The sequence below is a fragment of the Collinsella sp. CLA-SR-H006 genome (genome assembly GCF_040097075.1).
In the GTDB taxonomy this organism is placed as follows: Bacteria; Actinomycetota; Coriobacteriia; order Coriobacteriales; family Coriobacteriaceae; genus Collinsella.
The window spans coordinates 35,845-55,517 of record NZ_JBBNPD010000016.1; the positions used below are offsets into that span (position 1 = coordinate 35,845).

Here is a 19,673-nt window from a genome sequence, read left to right on the forward strand (position 1 = left end):
TGTCTTTCGATCCGGTGGCAATTGTAGGTGAACTCGGTTGCTGTCGGATGATGATTCTGCCGTATCGCTACATGCGGCTCGGAGACCTTGTCAGGATGAGAAGCGTATGGTGTTCAAAATCGTTAGAACCGTCTGGCCGGTGATGCTTACCTATGTTGCAATAGGCGCGCCGTGCGGAATGATCATGGGGCAGACGGGAATGGAGCCCTGGATGGTCTTTGCCCTGAGCAGCACGTTTGTGACGGGCAGCGGCCAGTTTATGATCTGCAATCTTTGGCTGGCGGACGTGCCGGCACCTTCGATTATCGCGAGCGTTGCCGCCATCTCCTCGCGTTTTGCGCTTTACTCGGCATCGATCGCGCCGCATCTGACGGGTGCCTCGAAGCGTCAGACGCTGGCTGTTGCCGCGACACTTACCGAGGAGGCATATGGCATCTCGCTTGCCAAGTTGGTTGAAGGGGAGGATTGGGGCCCGCGCGAGTCCTTTGTGCTCAACGTGATCCTCATCGCAACATGGGGCGTTTCGTGTACGATGGGCACCATCGTCGGCGCCGTTGTCGATGTTCCCACCGCCATTGCAGCCTTTGTCTGCACCTCGCTCTTTATCTGCCTGCTCTTTTCGCAGCGGCTGTCGCGCGGCAACGTTGTCGCGGCGGTTTCGGGCGCGGTGTCCGTCGCCGTATGCAAGTTCTTGGGCCTCACGAATATTGCCGTGCCGGCAAGCGTCGTGGCCGGCATTGCCATTGCGTTGGCGTGCGATGCTGTATTTGACGGAAGAGGTGCCCGCGATGCCCGTTAACGAGTTCTTGGTTCTGTGGCTGTCGTCGTGGGCTGCTATCGCGTTCTTTCGCATCGCGCCGGCGTTCGCCTTGCGCGGGCGGACCCTGTCGCCCCGCATTACCGAGGCCCTGGGCTATATCCCGCCCGCTGCCTTTGCCGCGCTGGTCGCCAACGACTTGGTGAGCCCCGGCGCGTTCGACGCGGGACTCTGGCCTGCCTTGGTTCCCTGGATTGCGGCCGTCGGCGTCGTGGTCGTGGCGGTCAAGACAAAATCGATGCTGTGGTGCTGCGTCTCGGGCATCGTACTCTATATTGTCTTGAGCCTTATATAGGGGTGGCGTCGCGGGCGCCGAATCTCGTTCCATCCCAACTTGTCGAATTTTTCACCGAGCTGGTCTATTCTTCTGGTACCATGGTCAAACTTTACTGTAGCAAAGCATGACGTGGGCTTTTGTTCCGCGTCAGCGGAAATGGGGGTTTCATGGCACAGGAAGCGACTGCCAACGAGCAAAAGAAATTCAAGGTTCCGCGCATCCCGGGCGACATCATGATCTATCCGATGATCGTCGGTCTTTTGCTCAACACCTTCTGCCCGCAGGTTTTTGAGATCGGCGGCTTCTTTACGGCTGCCTGCCGCGGTGGCTCCAATACCATCGTCGCCGCGATCCTGCTGTTCGTGGGCGCCGGCATCAGCTTTAAGTCCACGCCGGGCGCCATCAAGACCGGTATCGTCGTGCTGATTCCCAAGCTGGTCGTCGCAGCGGCTCTCGGCCTAGGCGTGGCATATTTCTTTAACGACAACTTCCTGGGTCTGAGCTCCGTGTCTATCATCGGCGGCATTACGTTTTGCAACATGGCGCTCTATACGGGCATCATGGGCGAGTTCGGCGATGAGTCCGAGCAGGGCGCCGTCGGTATCCTGTTCTTTACGGCCGGCCCCGCCGTCACGATGATCATCCTTGGTGTTTCGGGTCTTGCCAACATCCCTGTCGGTACTATCATCGGCTCCATTTTGCCGCTCGTTATCGGCATGGTTCTGGGCAACTTGTTCCCGTTTATCAAGAACCTGCTGGTTCCCGGCGCCAATCCCGCGATCGCTGTAATTGGTTTTCAGCTCGGTGCGTCCATGAGCCTTTCGAGCTTCATCGCCGGTGGTATTTCCGGCATCTTGCTGGGCCTTGTCACGCTGTTTGTCGTCGGTCCCATCACCTTTGCGTTCGAGCGCCTGTGCGGTGGTAACGGCAAGGCTGCCGTGGCTTGTTCCACCATCGCCGGCACGGCTATGACCACGCCGGTTGCTCTCGCCGAGGTCGCGCCGCGCTACGCCGAGCTTGCGCCCACCGCGTACGCCCAGATCGCCACTGCCGTTATCATCACGGCAATCATGGCTCCGATTCTGACCGGCTGGGTCGACAAGAAGTTCTGCCAGGGCAAGGAGGACCTGTCGCCTGCCGGTGTCGAGGCCATCGAGGAGGCCGTCGCGACCGACATCGATGGCGAGTAACGGCCGTTACCGATAATTGATTCCGGCGTGCAATTCGCGCCGTCCGAGCGCCCGAACAGAAACTGTTTTGCAGTGATGTTCGGGCGCTTTGCTATGATTCCCTTTACCCCTGCGGAGTAAAGGGGTGTTTATTGCCCTGATTCGAATTGGGCGATTCTGACCATTCGGATATTGAAGGGATGGCGTCTAGTGGTTAAGGCACTCAAGATTGAGATATTCCTGCTATGCATGATTGTTCTTATCGGGCTTGCCGCGCGAAGTCGTCGCTCCTTGTTCTCGAGCACCCTGCAGCTATTGTTTAGCATGCTTGGCTACACCTCTGCCGCGTACATATTATTCGATATGATCTGGACGTTTTCGGATGGTGCGGACGGCACGTTGGGTATTGCTGCCAACTGGATTTCCAACGCGGTTTCGTTTTCGCTCTTTGCCATCGCGTGTCTCATTTGGTTTATCTATTCCGAGACGATGCAGGGCTCTCGCCTTGTGACCTCGCGCTATAGGGTGGTGCTTGTAACGTTGCCTACGGCTCTGGTGGTCGTGTTGGCTTTTACCAGTTACTGGACGCACGCCTTGTTCTATATCGATTCGCAGGGCGTGTATCGTCGCGGCTTTGCCTATATGATCCAGCCCATTGTCAGCTACTGTTACGTTATACATACGTCCCTGCATGCGTTTGTGCAATCTCGCAGGGTCGAGAGCCTGCAGACGAAGGCTATCTATCGAACCTTGGCATTTTTCGCCATTCCGGCCCTGGTGGGCGGTACCTTTCAGATCGTATACTCGGTGCCTGGCCTTTGTGTCGGCATAATGATTAGCATGTTGCTGCTCTATATCATCTGCCAGGAGCAACTGATCTCGACTGACCCGTTGACTGGACTCAACAACCGCAACCGTTTTGAGACCTATATGCTGTCGCTCTTTTCAAATGTGGATCAGGCCGAAGATGTATATCTGCTTATGATGGACGCTGACGGCTTTAAGCAGATTAACGATCGCTATGGACATGTGGAGGGCGACCATGCTCTTCAGGTTATATCCGCTGCGCTCAAAGAGGTCTGCTCGGCGTCTGGTGGCTTTATCGCACGCTACGGTGGCGATGAGTTCGTGGTGCTCCAAAAGGCAGTGGCGGAACGGGATATCATGCATCTGTGCGCGACAATCAACGACGAGCTCGCGCATGCCGAGGTGCCGTATGCATTGCGGATGTCCATCGGTTGCGCGCGGGTCGGCGATAGTGTTGATACCTGGCAAGACTTACTTCGCGCTGCCGATGCGGAGCTCTATCGCGTCAAGGCCGAGAAAAAGAAAGCCGGCGTACAAATACGCTAGAAAAGGGGCATACGACCGCATTGATGGTCGTGCGCTCCTATTGCGTTGGCGGGATTAGTAGCGGCTGTCGAAGATACGCCTCGTCTTTTTCTTGGAACGAGGCAGTTCGCTAGGCCTTTTTGGGCTTGTTTACGATGATGATGCCGCCGCAAACCAACAGCAGGGCAACGATGACGGTAATGGGGCTCGTGCCAGCGCCCTCGCCGAGCAGCAGCGCGCTCAGCAGCACACCAAAGACGGGGTTCATAAACCCAAAGACCGAGACGCGGCTGACGGGGTTGACGGCAAGCAGGCGCGACCACAGCGAGTAGGCGACCGCGGAGATAAGCGCCATGTAGATGATGAGCGCGATGGCGGGGGCAATCGCCGTGGGGGAGAGCGCGCCACCCATCAAAAAGCCGATGGCGGTGAGGACCAGGCCGCCGACTAAGAACTGCCACCCGGCAAGCAAGACGCCGTCGTGCTCACGCGAGAAGATACCGATCAGGCAGGTCGAAAGGGCACCCGCGACGGTGGAGGCTAGGATAAAACCCTCGCCGTCGAGCGTAAAGCCAAAGGTGCCGTCCGCGCCCGAAAGGTTGACGAGCGCGACGCCGGCAAAGCCCAGTACGCAGCCGAGCACTTTGGCCGCATTGAGCTTCTCGGTGTGAAATGCCAGGGCGGCAAAGAGGATTGCGAGGAAGTTGGCGCTGGCCTCGATGATGGAGCTCGACATGGCGCTGGCGCGCGAGAGGCCCAGGTAGAAAAAGAAGTACTGCCCGATAGTCTGGAAGAGCGACAAGATGCAGATGGGCTTGATATCGCGCGCTTGCGGAACGAGCGGTCGGCGCTGGGCCACGCTCATGCCAACAATGACCAGCATGCCGGCAAGGGTGAAGCGCAGGCCCGCGAAGAGCAGCTGCGAGGCGCTGTCGTGCGCGGGAATACCAAAGAGGCCGTAGCCGATCTTGATGCAGGGGAAGGCGGAGCCCCAGAGCGCGCAGCAAACGAGACAGCCCAGGATGAGTCCGGGCAGGGTGGCGAGATACGGCTTGCGGCTTTCCATGATGTCCTTCTCCTATACGCGCAAAGCAAAAAAGAACCCGCCACCGGGGGTGCCGGTGGCGGGTGTTGTTACCCGAGGGGATTGTACCCGATGGAAACGTATTAAGCGAAGTAGGCTACGCCGCTCTCAAAGATCGGCATGAATTTGTCGCCGGGGACATGCTCGGGCACGTTGCGGTACAGGTTGTCGCCGCGACGCTCGGCATGGCCCATCTTGCCCAGGACGCGGCCGTCGGGGCTCGTGATGCCCTCGATGGCGAGTGCGGATCCGTTGGGGTTGACGGAAAGATCCATGCTGGGCTTGCCGTCCTCGCCCACGTACTGCGTGGCGACCTGGCCGTTGGCGATCAGCTGGGCGAGCACTTCGTCATTGGCGACAAAGCGGCCCTCGCCGTGGCTGATGGCGACGGTGTAGGGGTCGTCCAGGCTGCACTGCGACAGCCACGGGGACAAGTTGGACGAGATGCGGGTGCGCACCAGACGGCTCTGGTGGCGACCGATGGTGTTGAACGTCAACGTGGGCGCATCGGGCGTGGCGTCGACGATGTCGCCGTAGGGCACCAGGCCGAGCTTGATCAGGGCCTGGAAGCCGTTGCAGATGCCCAGCATTAGGCCATCGCGGGCCTTGAGCAGGTCGCGGACTGCCTCGGTGACCTCGGGAGCGCGGAAGAACGCCGTGATGAACTTGGCGGAGCCGTCGGGCTCGTCGCCGCCCGAGAAGCCGCCGGGGATCATGACGATCTGGCTTGCGCGGATGCGGCGGGCAAGCTCGTGGGTGCTCTCGGCGACGGCCTCGGGCGTGAGGTTGTTGATCACGAAGGTGTCGGCCTCGGCGCCGGCGGCGCGGAAGGCACGGGCACTATCGTACTCGCAGTTGTTGCCGGGGAACACGGGGATAACCACGCGCGGGCGGGCGATCTTGGCGCCGCCGTACACGTGGATGTCCTTGGCGCGGAAGTCGATGGTCTCGACCTCGGGGGTCTCGTCGGCGCTGCGGTAGGCAAAGACGCCCTCGATGCCGCTCTCCCAGGCCTCCTGGAGCTCGGAGAGCTCGATGACTTCGGAGCCGGTGTCGATGACATAGCCCTCGACGGTGGTGCCCAGGGGCTCGACGACAACGCCGTCGGCGACCTCGGGCAGCTCGGCATCCTCGGCGAGCTCGACGATAAAGCTGCCGTAAAGCGGGGTGAAGAGGCTCTCCACGTCTACATCCTCGGCAAGCTCGATACCGATCTGGTTACCGACGCACATCTTAAAGAGGCTCTCGGCGCCGCAGCCGTAGCCGGGCGTGGAGATGGCCAGGGCGTTGCCGTTGGCGGTGAGCGCCTCGACGGCGTCAAACGCGGCGAGCAGCTGCTGGGCGTCGGGACGGTAGTCCTCGCCATAGGTAGCGGGGGCGATGCGGACGACGCGGTGCGTGAGGCCCTTGAACTCGGGCGAGACGGCGCGGGCGACCTTGCCCACGGCGACGGCGAAGCTGATCAGAGTCGGCGGAACGTTGAGCTCGCCGGCCTCGTCCTCAAACGAGCCGCTCATGGAGTCCTTGCCGCCGATGGCGCCGGCACCCAGGTCGACCTGGGCCATAAGGGCGCCCAGGACGGCTGCCGTGGGCTTGCCCCAACGCTCGGCCTCGGTGCGCAGACGCTCGAAGTACTCCTGGAAGGAGAGATAGGCGCGCTTGTGCTCAAAGCCGGCAGCCACGAGCTTGGCGATGGACTCGACCACGGACAGGTAGGCGCCCGCAAACTGGTCGGCTTCCATCAGATAGGGGTTAAAGCCCCATGCCATGGCGCTCGCCGTGGTGGTCTTGCCGTCCACGGGGAACTTGGCGACCATGGCCGAGCTCGGGGTGAGCTGCGTCTTGCCGCCAAAGGGCATGAGCACGGTTGCGGCACCGATGGTGGAGTCGAAGCGCTCGGAAAGGCCCTTGTTGGAAGCGACGTTGAGGTCGGTGACGAGCGAGGTCATGCGCTCGGCAAGCGTGGTGCCGGCCCAGCTGGGCTGCCACACGCTACGGGCGCACACGTGGGCGACCTGGTGCTTGGGTGCGCCGTTGGAGTTGAGGAACTCGCGGGACAGGTCGACGATGGCGACGCCGTTCCAGGCCATGCGCATGCGCGGCTCGGCGGTAACCTCGGCGATAACGGTCGCCTCGAGGTTCTCCTCGGCGGCGTAGCCCATGAACTCCTCGACGTCACCGTCGGCGACGGCACAGGCCATGCGCTCCTGGGACTCAGAGATAGCGAGCTCGGTGCCGTCCAGACCGTCGTACTTCTTGGTCACGGTATCAAGGTCGACATACAGGCCGTCGGCAAGCTCGCCCACGGCGACCGAGACGCCGCCGGCGCCAAAGTCGTTGCAGCGCTTGATCAGACGGCAGGCGTCGCCGCGGCGGAACAGGCGCTGCAGCTTGCGCTCGACAGGGGCGTTGCCCTTCTGGACCTCGGCACCCGAGGTCTCGATGGACTCGGTGTTCTGGGTCTTGGAGGAGCCGGTGGCGCCACCGATGCCATCGCGGCCGGTGCGGCCGCCCAGCAGGATGATCTTGTCGGTGGGGGCGGGGCACTCGCGACGAACGTGGTTTGCCGGGGTAGCGCCCACGACGGCGCCAACCTCCATGCGCTTGGCCACGTAACCGGGGTGATAGAGTTCGTTGACCTGACCGGTGGCAAGGCCGATCTGGTTGCCGTAGCTGGAGTAGCCGGCGGCGGCAGTGGTCACGAGCTTGCGCTGCGGCAGCTTGCCCTCGAGCGTCTCGGAAACCGGGACGGTGGGGTCACCGGCGCCGGTGACACGCATGGCCTGGTACACGTAGCTGCGGCCCGAGAGCGGGTCGCGGATGGCGCCGCCCACGCAGGTGGCGGCACCGCCGAAGGGCTCGATCTCGGTCGGGTGGTTGTGGGTCTCGTTCTTAAACAGGAACAGCCAGTCCTGGTCCTCGCCGTCGACATCGACCTTCACCTTGACGGTGCAGGCGTTGATCTCCTCGGACTCGTCGACATCGGTCATGACGCCGGTCTTCTTGAGGTACTTGGCGCCGATGGTGCCCATGTCCATGAGGCAGACGGGCTTGGCGTCGCGACCGAGCTCATGGCGCATCTCCATGTAGCGGTCGAAGGCCTGCTGCACCACGGCGTCGTCGATCGTCACGTCATCCAGGACGGTGCCGAAGGTGGTGTGACGGCAGTGGTCGGACCAATAGGTGTCGATCACGCGGATCTCGGTGATGGTGGGGTCGCGATCCTCATCGCGGAAGTACTGCTGGCAGAAGGCGATGTCCGCCTCGTCCATGGCAAGGCCGCGATCGGCGATAAAGGCGGCAAGGCCGACCTCGTCGAGCTCGCGGAAACCGTCGAGCACCTCGACGGGCTGGGGCTCGGGGGTCTCCATGTACAGCGTCTCGGGCAGGTCGAGCGAGGCGATGCGCGCCTCGACGGGGTTCACCACGTAGTGCTTGATGGCATCGATGGCGGCCTCGTCCAGAGCGCCCGAGATCATATAGACCTTGGCGGAGCGCACGGCGGGGCGCTCGCCCTGGCTGATGAGCTGCACGCACTCGCTGGCGGAGTCGGCGCGCTGGTCAAACTGGCCAGGCAGGAATTCGACGGCAAAGACGGCGCCATCGCTTGCGGGGAGCTCGTCGTAGGTCACATCGACCTGGGGCTCGCTAAAGACGGTCGGCACGCAGGAGCGGAAAAGCTCCTCGTCGATGCCCTCGACGTCGTAGCGGTTGATGATCCTCAGGGCCTCGATGCCCTTGATGCCGAGAATTTCGGTCAGCTCGCCCTTGAGCTGCTGAGCCTCGACGTCGAACCCGGGTTTCTTCTCCACGTAGATACGAGAGACCATTGGTTCCTGCCTTCCTGATCGGTTGGGCGTACGGTACGGTATGCGGCAGCGGTCGGTTTGCGGGGCAAGCCTCGCGGTCGCCTTGAGCCACATGTTTGTAAACCTCACTATGATACGACAGCTCGCGGCGCGTTGAGGACGGCGAGGGTGCTACAGTGAAGCGCAAACAAGAGAAAGGCATCACATGGCATTCGTTTCACTCGCCATCATCGCGCTCGTGGCCTTTGCAAGCCCCTTCATCGCCTCGGCGATCCCCGGGAAACCCGTTCCCGAGACGGTCTTTTTGCTCGTGTTTGGCGCGGTGCTGGGACCCCATATGCTCGACATTATCCATGTAGATGCCGAGGTCTCGCTCGTGTCCGAGCTCGGCCTGGCCTTTTTGTTCCTGCTTGCCGGCTTTGAGATCGACCCCAAGAGCATCACGGGTGTGGAGGGGCGCTACGGCTTGGCGACGTGGGTCGTCACGTTTGGTATCGCCTGGCTTGCCGTGCGCTTTACCCCGTGGTTCTCGGTCAGTCATTTCGACGGTATCGCCGTGACGCTTGCCCTTACTTCCACGGCGCTCGGTACGCTTGTGCCCATCATGCGCGAGCGCTCGCTCACCGGCACGCGTGTGGGCGACTCGATTCTCGCGTATGGCACTTGGGGCGAGCTCGGTCCCGTGCTCGCCATGTCGGTGCTGCTGTCTGCCCGCACCGGCATCCAAACGCTTGTAATCCTTGGCTTGTTTGCGGTGGTCTGCGTGTTGCTGGCCGTGGTCCCGAGCCGCTCCAAGCGCGTCGGCAGCCGCTTCTTTGCGTTTGTCGAGGAACGCGCCGATACCACGTCGCAGACCTTCGTGCGCCTGACGGTGCTCATCCTGGTCACGCTCGTGGCGTTCTCGGCTGTCTTTGATCTCGACATCGTGTTGGGTTCTTTTGCCGCCGGCTTTGTCCTGCGCTATATCATCCCCGAGGGCAACCATACGCTCGAGACCAAGCTCGACGGCCTGGCCTACGGCTTTTTGATTCCGGTGTTCTTTACCGTATCGGGCGCAAAGATCGATCTGACGGCCGTGGCGTCGCGCCCGGGCTTGCTCGCGGGTTTTATCGTGGCGTTGCTGATTATTCGTGCCGTGCCCATTCTCATCTCTATGGGCATTTGTCCCGCGACGCGCGATGTGTCGGCGTATGGTCGCATTACCGTGGCCCTGTACTGCACCACGGCCCTGCCGATCATCGTTGCCGTGACGAGCGTTGCCGTCAACGCGGGCGCGCTGTCACAAGATATTGTGTCGGTCATGGTTGCCGCCGGTGCCATTACGGTGTTCTTGATGCCATTGCTCGCGCAGCTCTTTTACCGCGTGGTCGATGCCGCGCCGGTCGCCGCCGTGGCAGAGGTTGCCGAGCATCCATCCGATGCGTTCGACATCCTGCGTGCCCATCACGATTTGGCGAGCCTGCTCGCACGCGAGCACGAGCTGCTGACCTCGCATGGTCACGGTCGCGTATTCGAGGGCCTGCCTACGCTCGATACGATTGCCGAGCGTCTTTCCGCCGAGGCGGCGAGCGGCCACATCGATGCCCGCATCGTGGACGCTGCGCACCTGCTTGCCGATAAGACCTATGGAGACGAGGTCGACCCGTCCGAGCTGACTCCGCGCGAGCGTCGCCGCCTGGAGCGCGCCAAGCTCGCCGTGCGCGAATACCGCCGCCGCATGCTGGAGCTCTATGCAAGAGAAGAAGCCGAGGACGACGACGGCAAGTAGTCGATACTCTCTCGGGGAAGCCGCGTCCCGCTTTGAAGGCTCGGAACGGGATGTGGTTTCCGAAACGGGGGCCGTTGGGAAACTGTGTCCCGGAATGGGCGCTCAGAGTGGGATGCAGTTTCCGCGAGAGATCCGTTGCGGAAACGGTATCCCAGAATCGGCGTTCAAAACGGGGCGCTCTTTCCGAAACATGGCCCTGAGGGAAGCTGCGTCCCGGTCTGAGTCGGAATTCCGGGACACAGCTTCCCTTTCAAACAGAAGAAGGCGCGCTGCCTGCAGTTGATGCAGACGGCGCGCCTTCTTTGTTGGACTATGTTGAGGCTGGGAGCTGAGGCTTGTGGTCCCTTAAGAGCGGGCGGCTCCGTCGACGGGGAGCACGGCGCCCGTGACGTAGGAGGACATGTCGCTCGCCAGGAAAACAAAGGCGTTGGCGACATCCTCGGGCTCGCCCATGCGACCCAGCGGAATGGTGGCGACGATGGGCTTAATAACCTCTTCAGGCAGGTTGGCGACCATGTCGGTTTTGGTTACACCGGGTGCTACGGCATTGACGCGAATGCCCATGGGGGCGAGCTCGCGCGAGAGCGACTGGACCATGCCGTTGACGGCAAACTTGGACGTTGGATAGCCGACGCCAGAGGGCTGGCCGTACTTGGCAACCATCGAGCTCGTGGTGGTGATGGTGCCGCCGTGGCCGGCCTCGGTCATGATCTTGGCGGCAGCTTGGTGGCCATTAAAGACGGCGACGACGTTAAGGTCCATGACCTTTGCGAACTCCTCGGCCGTGTAGTCCAAGAGGGGTGAACGCTGGGAGATACCGGCATTGTTGACGACCGTGTCCAAGCCGCCCATGTCGGCTGCAGCCTGGGTAAAGGCCTCGGTCACGGCTTCGAGTGAGGTGAGGTCGCAGGAGCGGCCCCAGACCTTGGCGTCGGGATAGGCGGCTGTCAGCTTCTCAACGGCCGCATCGGCGGTCTCCTGACGCGAGCCAAAGACGGTGACGGCGGCGCCTTCCTCGATAAAACGGCAGGCGATGGCATAGCCGATACCGCGCGTGCCTCCGGTGATGATTGCTTTCTTGCCCTCGAGCAACATGGTATTTCCTCTCATCGCGGGCGGACATTCGCAGCACAGCGTAGCCGTAACTGGAATCGGCCGTGTTTGCATATCGGTGAACGGTAGCCCGCGTTACCGATGAGCGGCTCGCGCAAATGTGCTCTGCCGTTGTGCTTAGGGCAGGAGACAAAAGGGCTCCCGTCCCGCATCGGACGGGAGCCCTCAAAGCGTGTATTGCTAGGCGAGCGTTGAGCTAGTTCGCCATGACGCCTTCGGTCCAAGCCTCAACGTCCTCGATGCGCAGGACGTTGGCGACCTCGGCTACGCAGTCGACGCTGGCAAGCTCGGCGGCGGCAGCCTGGACGTCCTTCTCGAGCGCGCGGTGCGTCAGGAAGATGACCGAGCAGGCATCGCTGACACCCGACTTGCCGTCCTCGACCTGGTTGATGAGCGAGATCGAGATGTTGTGCTTGGCAAAGATGTCGACCGTCTCGGACAGGGCGCCCACGCGGTCGGCGACCTTCAGGCGCACATAGTACTTGGTCTGGAGCTCGTCCATGGGCTTAAAGGCGAGGTTGTGACCATAGGGCTCAATCTCGGGCAGCGGAGCCACGCCGCGGCTGATCTGCTCGGAGAGCGACAGGATATCGCCCACGACGGCGCTCGCGGTGGGGAAGGAGCCTGCGCCGGCACCGTAGAACATGGTCTCGCCCACGGCGTCGCCTACCACGTAGACAGCGTTCATGGCGCCGTTGACCTTGGCAAGCATGTGGTCGGCGGGGATCAGTGTGGGATGCACGCGGACGTCGACGCCGGCGTCGGTGTTGCGGGCGATGCCGAGCAGCTTGATGGTGTAGCCGAGCTCGCGGGCCTGGGCGATGTCCTCAGCGCCGATGGTACGGATACCCTGCTGGTACACATCGTCGGTGGTAACGCGGGTGCCAAAGCCGATGGAAGCGAGGATCGCCGTCTTGCTGGCGGCATCGAAGCCGTCGACGTCGGCGGACGGGTCGGCCTCGGCATAGCCCTTGGCCTGTGCGTCGGCGAGCACGTCGGCATAATCGGCGCCCTCGGCGTCCATGCGCGACAGGATGTAGTTGGTGGTGCCGTTGAGAATGCCAGCGATGGTCAGGATCTTGTTGCCCACCAGGTCGTGCTCGAGCGTGCTGACAATGGGGATGCCGCCGCCGCAGCTGGCCTCGCACTTAATCTGCACGCCGCACGCGCGCGCCTTCTCGGCGAGCGTTTCGACATGACGGCCCAGCAGGGCCTTGTTGGCAGAGACGACGTGCTTGCCGTTCTCGAAGGCGGTGGTGAAGATTTCGGTCGCGGGGTGCTCGCCGCCGATGAGCTCGACGACGATATCGACGGCGGGGTCGGTGACGACGTCGTGCCAGTCGCTCGTAAAGGCCTCGCGCTCAATACCGGCGGCTTCGGCCTGCTCCCAGGCAAGCGCGCAGGCGCGGGTCAGCTTAAGGTCGATGCCGTAGGCGGCCAGGTACTCATCGTGGTGGCTCTTGATCAGACGGGCCACGCCGCCGCCGACGGTTCCCAGACCGATCAGGCCGACGTTCACGGTGCGCAGGGGTTCGCTCATAGATAGCTCCTTCGTGCATCTTATAGATGGATTAACCGATTACAGGTTGAGTGCATTCTAGCGTGAACCGAGAGCACGTGCTCGCCAGGCAACAGGAGTCGCACAAAACGGCACCCCCGAAACGCTGCGGAAACATTGGAAACATGCTCGCTACATACGGAACTCGGTAACAAACTGTCAACGTTTGCACCATAAGGTTTGCCCCGTACCGCAAGACGGCCGCACCGCGGCCAGCGAAAAAAGGGGGACACCATGTTCAACATCAACAGCACGCTCAGCCGTAGGAACTTTCTCGCCGGCGCCGCGGCGCTCGGCACCGCCGCCGCACTCGCTGGTTGCTCGTCGGGTGGCTCGGATGGCGGCTCCGCCGATGATGGCAAGACCTTCAAGATCGGTGTCATCGGCCCTCTGACCGGCGCCGCGGCAACCTATGGCGTTTCGGCCGAGAAGGGTGCCAAGCTCGCCGCCAAGGATTTCTCGACCAAGGACCTCAAACTCTCGCTTAAGTCCGAGGACGATGTCGCCGACGGTGAGAAGGCCATCAACGCCTTCAATACCCTGTGCGACTGGGGCATGCAGGCACTCGTCGGCCCCGTTACCACCGGTGCCGCCGTCGCCGTCTCGGGCGAGATCGCCGACGATATGCTCATGGTCACGCCTTCGGCCTCGTCGCTCGACGTCACCAAGGATAAGACCACGGTCTTTCAGGTTTGCTTCACCGATCCCACCATGGGCGCCAGCGCCGCGAAGTTCTTGGCCGAGAAGTGCGCGGATGCCAAGATCGCCCTGTTCTACAACTCCGGCGATACGTATAGCTCGGGCGTTGCCGACGCTTTTGCCGAGCAGGCCAAGGCGTCCAAGCTCGACATCGTCGATACCGAGACCTTCAAGGACGATTCCTCCACGAGCTTTACCAACCAGCTCACCAAGGCCAAGGAGGCCGGCGCCACGCTTATCTTTGCCCCGATCTATTACACGCCGGCGTCCGTCCTGCTCAAGAACGCCAAGGACATGGGCTACGACATGACCCTCATGGGCACCGACGGCATGGACGGCCTGCTCTCCGTCGAGGGCTTCGATACCTCTCTTGCCGAGGGCGTGCTGCTCATGACCCCGTTCTCTGCCGACGATGAGAAGAACGCCGACTTCGTCAAGGCATATAAGGAAGCCTACGACGAGACGCCCAACCAGTTTGCTGCCGATGCTTATGACTGCGTCCACGCGATTGTCGAGGCAATCGATAGGGCGGGCATCGATATTGCGGCCGATGGCGCCGACATCGCCGGCGATCTTGCCCGTGCCATGCGCAAGATCAAGATTGAGGGCCTGACGGGCGAGCTGACGTGGAATGACAAGGGCCAGGTCGAAAAGCCCGCTACGGCTTATGTGATCCAGGACGGCAAGTACATCGCCGCCTAAGTGCATATACATCGAGACCGGCGGGCCGTCTTATTCAGGGCAAGGACGCCTGTAACAGAACGGAAACATTACTTTCACACAATAAAGTGGCTAAACTGCATAAACCGACAGAAATACGCAGAATTATGGATAAATTGGCAAAACAAAAGAATAGTTGAAATAATCGCCACTTTTCTCAACTAAAGCGTCTACTATTTTGCGAACGCCGAACACGGCGAAGGATGGCCTGTCGGGTAACCGAAACCCGACGAGATTTGAGAGGAGAGCCGCATGTCGAGCCTCACCGGTAAGTCATTGAACCCTGTTATGAATCGCAGGAGCGTTATCGCGAGCGCAGCAGGTCTGGGGGCGATGTCCATTCTAGCTGGCTGCTCCTCCAACGGCGGCGACAGCGGTTCCGCGTCGGGCGACGCTTCGTTTAAGATCGGCACCATCGGCCCGCTGACCGGCGCCAACGCGTCCTACGGCAAGTCCGTTACACAGGCTGTCGAGCTTGGCTGCAAGGATTTCTCGACTAAGGAGCTGCCGCTTGCCAGCAAGGCCGAGGACGACCAGGCCGATGGCGAGAAGGCCGTCAACGCCTTCAACACCCTGCTCGACTGGGGCATGCAGGCCCTCGTCGGTCCGACCACCACGGGTGCGTCGGTCGCCGTTGCCGCAGAGTGCGGTAACGACCCCGAGACGTTCATGATCACCCCGTCCGCGTCTTCCGAGGACGTTACCAAGGGCAAGGATTGCGTCTTCCAGGTTTGCTTTACCGACCCCAACCAGGGTGTCAACGCTGCCAAGTTCCTGGCAGAGAAATATGCGGACGAGAAGTTCGTGCTGTTCTATAACTCCGGCGACGCCTATTCTTCGGGCATCGCAGATTCCTTTAAGGCCCAGGCCGCTAAGTCCAAGCTCGAGATTGTCGACGAGGAGACCTTTAAGGACGACTCCGCCACGAGCTTTACCAACCAGCTGACCAAGGCCAAGCAGGCAGGCGCCACCATGATCTTTGCGCCGATCTACTACACGCCGGCGTCCGTCCTGCTCAAGAACGCCAAGGACATGGGCTACGACGTCAAGATGATGGGCTGCGACGGCATGGACGGCATCCTGGGCGTTGAGGGCTTCGACACCTCTCTTGCCGAGGGTCTGCTGCTCATGACCCCGTTCTCCGCCGACGACGAGAAGAACGCCGACTTCGTCAACGCTTACAAAGATAAGTACGGCGATACCCCCGACCAGTTTGCCGCCGACGCCTACGACGGCGTGCATGCGGTGGTCGAGGCCCTCAAGGAGGCCGGCCTGGGCGTCGACGCCGACCCCACCGAGGTTGCCGAGAAGCTTCCCGAGGCTATGCGCAACATTACTGTTGACGGTCTGACTGGCAAGCTCTCCTGGAACGACAAGGGCCAGGTCCAGAAGGACCCGACGGCGTACGTCATCACCGACGGCAAGTACGTACAGGCCTAATAAGCCGCCTTACATAGAGCGGTTTTGATCCCAAGCAGGGGAGGTTTTGGCCTTCCCTGCTTGCTTGGTATCTAGGGACGATGTAACGTCCCTGTTTCATACATCAACTGGAAACCTATTCGAAAGGGGGATGTGGAACATGACGGTCTTTATCCAATACCTGGTCAACGGCCTGTCCATGGGCAGCGTCTACGCCATCATCGCGTTGGGCTACACCATGGTCTACGGTATCGCCAAGATGCTCAACTTCGCTCACGGCGACGTCATCATGGTCGGTGCCTATGTCTCGTTCTGCGCCACGTCGTATCTCGGCCTCCCGGGCTGGGCATCTGTAGTTCTCTCTTGTGTGGCCTGCACGGTTCTCGGTGTTCTCATTGAGGGTCTGGCCTATAAGCCGCTGCGCCAAGCAGGCCCGCTGGCCGTTCTGATCACGGCTATCGGCGTGTCTTACTTCCTGCAGAACGCCGCGCAGCTTCTGTGGGGCGCCACGCCCAAGAACTTCACTTCGCTCGTCACCTTCCAGGTGCCGGAGTTCTTGGCCAAGTTCAACGTAAGCGCCGTCTCGCTCGTCACCATCGTCGCCTGCCTGGTTATCATGGCCGGCCTGATGTTCTTTACAGGTAAGACCAAGATGGGCAAAGCCATGCGCGCCGTGTCCGAGGACAAGGCCGCCGCTCAGCTCATGGGCATCAACGTCAACCGCACCATCTCGATGACGTTTGCCATCGGCTCTGCCCTTGCCGCCATCGCCGGCGTGCTGCTGTGCTCCTACTCGCCGGTGCTGCAGCCCACGACGGGTGCCATGCCTGGCATCAAGGCCTTCGACGCTGCCGTTTTCGGCGGCATCGGCTCCATCCCCGGCGCCTTTGTCGGCGGTATTCTCATCGGCATCATCGAGGCGATGGCGCAGGCCTACATTTCCACGAGCCTTGCCAACTCCATCGTCTTTGGTGTTTTGATCATCGTCCTGCTCGTCAAGCCTGCCGGCCTCTTGGGCAAGTACGTCCCCGAGAAGGTGTAGGTGAGCGTTATGAAGTTTCTTAAAGACAAGCAGACGCGTCACGACTTTGTCACGTACGCCATGTGCCTTGTGGCGTTCGCCATCGTGTTCTTTATGCAGTCTAACCACATGATCCCGCGCATGATTGCCGGCCAGCTGGTTCCCATCACAGCCTATATCGTCATGGCCATTTCCCTCAACCTCGTCGTCGGTATCGCGGGCGACTTGTCGCTGGGCCACGCGGGCTTTATGAGCGTCGGTGCCTATACGGGCATCGTCACCGCCGTCGCGCTGGAGGGCGCCGTTCCGTCCGACCCGATGCGTCTGATCATCAGCATTGTGGTCGGCGCTATCGCCGCTGCCATCTTGGGCTTCTTGATCGGTATCCCGGTCCTGCGCCTGAGCGGCGATTACCTGGCTATCGTGACGCTGGCCTTTGGCGAGATCATCAAAGAGATCGTCACCTGCCTCATTGTGGGTGTCGACTCCCGCGGTCTGCACGTGATCTTTAACATCACGGGCAACTCTACAATCGACGACCTGCACCTGCTCGAGGACGGCACCGCCATCATCAAGGGCGCGCAGGGAGCATCGGGCGTGTCGACCTATTCGTCCTTCCTTGCCGGCGCCATCCTGGTTATGGTCGCACTCGTGATCGTGCTCAACCTGGTTCGCAGCCGTACCGGTCGTGCCATTATGGCCGTGCGCGACAACAAGATCGCTGCCGAGTCCGTGGGCATCTCCGTCACCGAGTACCGCATGATTGCCTTCGTGGTTTCCGCTGCCCTCGCCGGTGCTGCCGGAGCCCTGTTCGGCGGTAATTTCTCGCAGCTCTCCGCCACCAAGTTCGACTTCAACACGTCCATCCTCATCCTGGTGTTCGTGGTCCTGGGCGGTCTGGGCAATATGCGCGGCTCCGTCATCGCGGCGGCGTTGCTCACAGTGCTCCCCGAGCTGCTCCGTCAGTTCTCGGACTACCGCATGCTCATCTACGCCATCGTGCTGATCCTGGTCATGATCTTTACCAACAACCCGCAGCTCAAGGCGTTCTTCGCACGCATTAAGGATCGCTTTGCTCCCAAGAAGGAGGCGGCAGCCGATGCCCAGTAAGTTTGAGTTCAACAAGGGCAAGATGGTCCCGTATCCTTCTGGTGCCATCGTTCCCGACCGCGACCTGGGTCAGCGCCCGGCGCTCGAGTGCATCCACCTGGGCATTGAATTCGGCGGCCTTAAGGCAGTCGACGACTTTAGTTTAACCATCGGCAAGACTGAGATCGCCGGTCTCATCGGCCCCAACGGTGCCGGCAAGACCACGGTCTTCAACCTGCTCACCAAGGTGTACCAGCCCACGCACGGTACCATCCTGCTCGACGGCGAGGACACCTCGGGCAAGTCGGTCTATCAGGTCAACCGCATGGGTATTGCCCGTACCTTCCAGAACATCCGCCTGTTCAATACCATGACGGTGGAGGATAACGTTAAGGTCGGCCTGCACAACCAGGAGCGCTACTCCGGCTTTGAGGGCGTGCTGCGCCTGCCGACGTATTGGAAGCACGAGAAGGCCGCCCACGAGCGCGCCATGGAACTGCTGTCCATCTTTGATATGGAGCACCTGGCAAACGAGCAGGCCGGATCGCTGCCTTACGGCGCCCAGCGTCGTCTGGAGATCGTTCGCGCGCTTGCCACCAACCCCAAGCTACTGCTGCTCGACGAGCCTGCCGCCGGTATGAACCCGTCCGAGACCGCGGAGCTCATGGAGAACATCGTCAAGATTCGCGACACCTTTGGCATCGCCATCATGCTTATCGAGCACGATATGTCGCTCGTTATGAACATCTGCGAGGGCATCTGCGTGCTCAACTTTGGTAAGGTCATCGCCAAGGGCACGGCCGAGGAGATCCAGAACAACGACGCCGTTATCGAGGCGTATCTGGGCAAGCAGGATAAGGGGGAGAACTAAATGGCAGAGCCGATGCTTTCCGTCTACAACATCAACGTCTGGTACGGCGCTATCCACGCCATCAAGGACATCTCCTTTAACGTCAACGAGGGCGAGATCGTGGCTCTGATCGGTGCGAACGGTGCCGGTAAGTCCACGACGCTCAAGACCGTCTCGGGCCTGCTGCGCTCTAAGACCGGCTCCATCAAGTTTATGGGCGAGGATATCACCCATACGCCCGCCGACAAGCTGGTTGGTAAGGGTCTGGCTCAGGTTCCCGAGGGTCGTCGCGCTTTTTTGCAGATGACGGTCGAGGAGAACCTGGAAATGGGTGCCTATACGCAGCCCAAGTCCACGGTGGCTCCGGGCCTTGAGCGCGTTTACGAGCAGTTCCCGCGCCTGAAGGAACGCCGTCGCCAGGTCGCCGGTACCCTTTCGGGCGGCGAGCAGCAGATGCTCGTTATGGGCCGCGCTCTTATGAGTAACCCTAAGCTGCTCATGCTCGATGAGCCCTCTATGGGCTTGGCACCGATTCTGATTGAGCAGATCTTCCAGATCGTCGAGGATCTGCATAAGGCCGGAACCACGGTGCTCCTGGTCGAGCAAAACGCACAGATGGCGCTTTCCATCGCCACACGCGGCTACGTGCTCGAGACCGGCAAGATCACCATGGCCGGCACCGGCCAAGAGCTGCTGCACGACGATAACGTGCGTAAAGCCTACCTGGGCGGTTAGATAGTTACGGCGTTTTACCAAACGCCGTAATCAGCCGACGCTGCAAGCCCGCCAGGGCGGCAACCTGCCTTTCAACTTCGGCGGCATGACCAGAAGGTCAATGCCGCCTCGTTTCAAGGCACCTTGCTCGCCCTGACGGGCTTTCGCTCATATGACCCAATCCGCTGTCAAGAGCCACAATGGCCCCGCCGACCGCTTGCAATCGGTCGGCGG

The 19,673-nt window shown here is 61.2% G+C and carries 15 protein-coding genes; 11 read left to right on the plus strand and 4 right to left on the minus strand.

Going from position 1 to position 19,673, the window contains the following annotated elements; all coding sequences use genetic code 11:
- Window positions 1-142 precede the first annotated feature (142 nt).
- The 4 genes from AAA069_RS08950 (at window position 143) to AAA069_RS08965 (ending at window position 3,616) form a co-directional block, all read left to right on the plus strand.
- Entirely contained in the window at window positions 143-799 is a 657-nt protein-coding gene (locus AAA069_RS08950) for an AzlC family ABC transporter permease (protein ID WP_267473397.1), read from the plus strand.
- Window positions 789-1,112 carry an AzlD domain-containing protein gene (locus AAA069_RS08955; RefSeq protein ID WP_006234452.1) on the plus strand — a complete coding sequence of 108 codons (324 nt, stop codon included), beginning with the start codon at window positions 789-791 and terminating at the stop codon, window positions 1,110-1,112. The genes AAA069_RS08950 and AAA069_RS08955 overlap by 11 nt, the downstream gene beginning before the upstream one ends.
- A 149-nt stretch (window positions 1,113-1,261) precedes the next feature.
- Entirely contained in the window at window positions 1,262-2,284 is a 1,023-nt protein-coding gene (locus AAA069_RS08960) for a 2-keto-3-deoxygluconate permease (RefSeq protein WP_195521014.1), read from the plus strand.
- A gap of 189 nt (window positions 2,285-2,473) precedes the next feature.
- The gene (locus AAA069_RS08965; RefSeq protein WP_349128160.1) at window positions 2,474-3,616 is read left to right on the plus strand and encodes a diguanylate cyclase; all 1,143 of its coding nucleotides are present in this window, start codon (window positions 2,474-2,476) and stop codon (window positions 3,614-3,616) included.
- A 109-nt stretch (window positions 3,617-3,725) separates the two neighbouring features.
- Here AAA069_RS08965 and AAA069_RS08970 read toward each other — a convergent pair whose 3' ends face one another.
- Window positions 3,726-4,661 carry a DMT family transporter gene (locus AAA069_RS08970; protein WP_196032224.1) on the minus strand — a complete coding sequence of 312 codons (936 nt, stop codon included), beginning with the start codon at window positions 4,659-4,661 and terminating at the stop codon, window positions 3,726-3,728.
- 101 nt (window positions 4,662-4,762) lie between these two features.
- Window positions 4,763-8,509, minus strand: coding sequence for a phosphoribosylformylglycinamidine synthase (locus AAA069_RS08975; RefSeq protein ID WP_349128161.1), 3,747 nt, complete (start codon window positions 8,507-8,509; stop codon window positions 4,763-4,765).
- A 184-nt stretch (window positions 8,510-8,693) separates the two neighbouring features.
- Here AAA069_RS08975 and AAA069_RS08980 point away from each other — a divergent pair, with 184 nt between their 5' ends.
- Entirely contained in the window at window positions 8,694-10,256 is a 1,563-nt protein-coding gene (locus AAA069_RS08980) for a cation:proton antiporter (protein WP_349128162.1), read from the plus strand.
- A gap of 345 nt (window positions 10,257-10,601) precedes the next feature.
- Here AAA069_RS08980 and AAA069_RS08985 read toward each other — a convergent pair whose 3' ends face one another.
- Together AAA069_RS08985 and AAA069_RS08990 are read right to left on the minus strand one after the other, a co-directional pair.
- Window positions 10,602-11,351 (minus strand): SDR family NAD(P)-dependent oxidoreductase, encoded by a 750-nt coding sequence (locus tag AAA069_RS08985; RefSeq protein WP_138340724.1) that lies wholly within the window; start codon window positions 11,349-11,351, stop codon window positions 10,602-10,604.
- Window positions 11,352-11,565: 214 nt separating this feature from the next.
- Window positions 11,566-12,909, minus strand: a complete 1,344-nt coding sequence (locus AAA069_RS08990; protein ID WP_117655181.1) for a homoserine dehydrogenase — start codon at window positions 12,907-12,909, stop codon at window positions 11,566-11,568.
- A 252-nt stretch (window positions 12,910-13,161) separates the two neighbouring features.
- On the opposite strand from AAA069_RS08990, the gene AAA069_RS08995 reads away from it, so the two are divergent.
- From AAA069_RS08995 to AAA069_RS09020, 6 genes are all read left to right on the plus strand, one after another.
- A complete protein-coding gene (locus AAA069_RS08995) occupies window positions 13,162-14,328 on the plus strand; it encodes an ABC transporter substrate-binding protein (protein ID WP_349128163.1) in 1,167 nt (388 codons plus the stop codon).
- Window positions 14,329-14,598: 270 nt separating this feature from the next.
- Window positions 14,599-15,786, plus strand: coding sequence for an ABC transporter substrate-binding protein (locus AAA069_RS09000; RefSeq protein WP_271737575.1), 1,188 nt, complete (start codon window positions 14,599-14,601; stop codon window positions 15,784-15,786).
- Between the two features lie 139 nt (window positions 15,787-15,925).
- Window positions 15,926-16,807, plus strand: coding sequence for a branched-chain amino acid ABC transporter permease (locus tag AAA069_RS09005; protein ID WP_022095035.1), 882 nt, complete (start codon window positions 15,926-15,928; stop codon window positions 16,805-16,807).
- A gap of 9 nt (window positions 16,808-16,816) precedes the next feature.
- Window positions 16,817-17,896, plus strand: coding sequence for a branched-chain amino acid ABC transporter permease (locus AAA069_RS09010; protein ID WP_271737690.1), 1,080 nt, complete (start codon window positions 16,817-16,819; stop codon window positions 17,894-17,896).
- On the plus strand, window positions 17,886-18,746 hold the full coding sequence (locus AAA069_RS09015; protein ID WP_089573307.1) for an ABC transporter ATP-binding protein: 861 nt from the start codon (window positions 17,886-17,888) through the stop codon (window positions 18,744-18,746). The genes AAA069_RS09010 and AAA069_RS09015 overlap by 11 nt, the downstream gene beginning before the upstream one ends.
- Before the next feature lie 12 nt (window positions 18,747-18,758).
- On the plus strand, window positions 18,759-19,460 hold the full coding sequence (locus AAA069_RS09020; RefSeq protein ID WP_334199544.1) for an ABC transporter ATP-binding protein: 702 nt from the start codon (window positions 18,759-18,761) through the stop codon (window positions 19,458-19,460).
- Window positions 19,461-19,673 lie beyond the last annotated feature (213 nt).

Coding starts and splice junctions, on each gene's coding strand:
- AAA069_RS08950 (WP_267473397.1), top strand. CDS start 143: ATGCTTACCTATGTTGCAATAGGCGCGCCGTGCGGAATGATCATGGGG.
- AAA069_RS08955 (WP_006234452.1), top strand. CDS start 789: ATGCCCGTTAACGAGTTCTTGGTTCTGTGGCTGTCGTCGTGGGCTGCT.
- AAA069_RS08960 (WP_195521014.1), top strand. CDS start 1,262: ATGGCACAGGAAGCGACTGCCAACGAGCAAAAGAAATTCAAGGTTCCG.
- AAA069_RS08970 (WP_196032224.1), bottom strand. CDS start 4,661: ATGGAAAGCCGCAAGCCGTATCTCGCCACCCTGCCCGGACTCATCCTG.
- AAA069_RS08975 (WP_349128161.1), bottom strand. CDS start 8,509: ATGGTCTCTCGTATCTACGTGGAGAAGAAACCCGGGTTCGACGTCGAG.
- AAA069_RS08980 (WP_349128162.1), top strand. CDS start 8,694: ATGGCATTCGTTTCACTCGCCATCATCGCGCTCGTGGCCTTTGCAAGC.
- AAA069_RS08985 (WP_138340724.1), bottom strand. CDS start 11,351: ATGTTGCTCGAGGGCAAGAAAGCAATCATCACCGGAGGCACGCGCGGT.
- AAA069_RS08990 (WP_117655181.1), bottom strand. CDS start 12,909: ATGAGCGAACCCCTGCGCACCGTGAACGTCGGCCTGATCGGTCTGGGA.
- AAA069_RS08995 (WP_349128163.1), top strand. CDS start 13,162: ATGTTCAACATCAACAGCACGCTCAGCCGTAGGAACTTTCTCGCCGGC.
- AAA069_RS09000 (WP_271737575.1), top strand. CDS start 14,599: ATGTCGAGCCTCACCGGTAAGTCATTGAACCCTGTTATGAATCGCAGG.
- AAA069_RS09005 (WP_022095035.1), top strand. CDS start 15,926: ATGACGGTCTTTATCCAATACCTGGTCAACGGCCTGTCCATGGGCAGC.
- AAA069_RS09010 (WP_271737690.1), top strand. CDS start 16,817: ATGAAGTTTCTTAAAGACAAGCAGACGCGTCACGACTTTGTCACGTAC.
- AAA069_RS09015 (WP_089573307.1), top strand. CDS start 17,886: ATGCCCAGTAAGTTTGAGTTCAACAAGGGCAAGATGGTCCCGTATCCT.
- AAA069_RS09020 (WP_334199544.1), top strand. CDS start 18,759: ATGCTTTCCGTCTACAACATCAACGTCTGGTACGGCGCTATCCACGCC.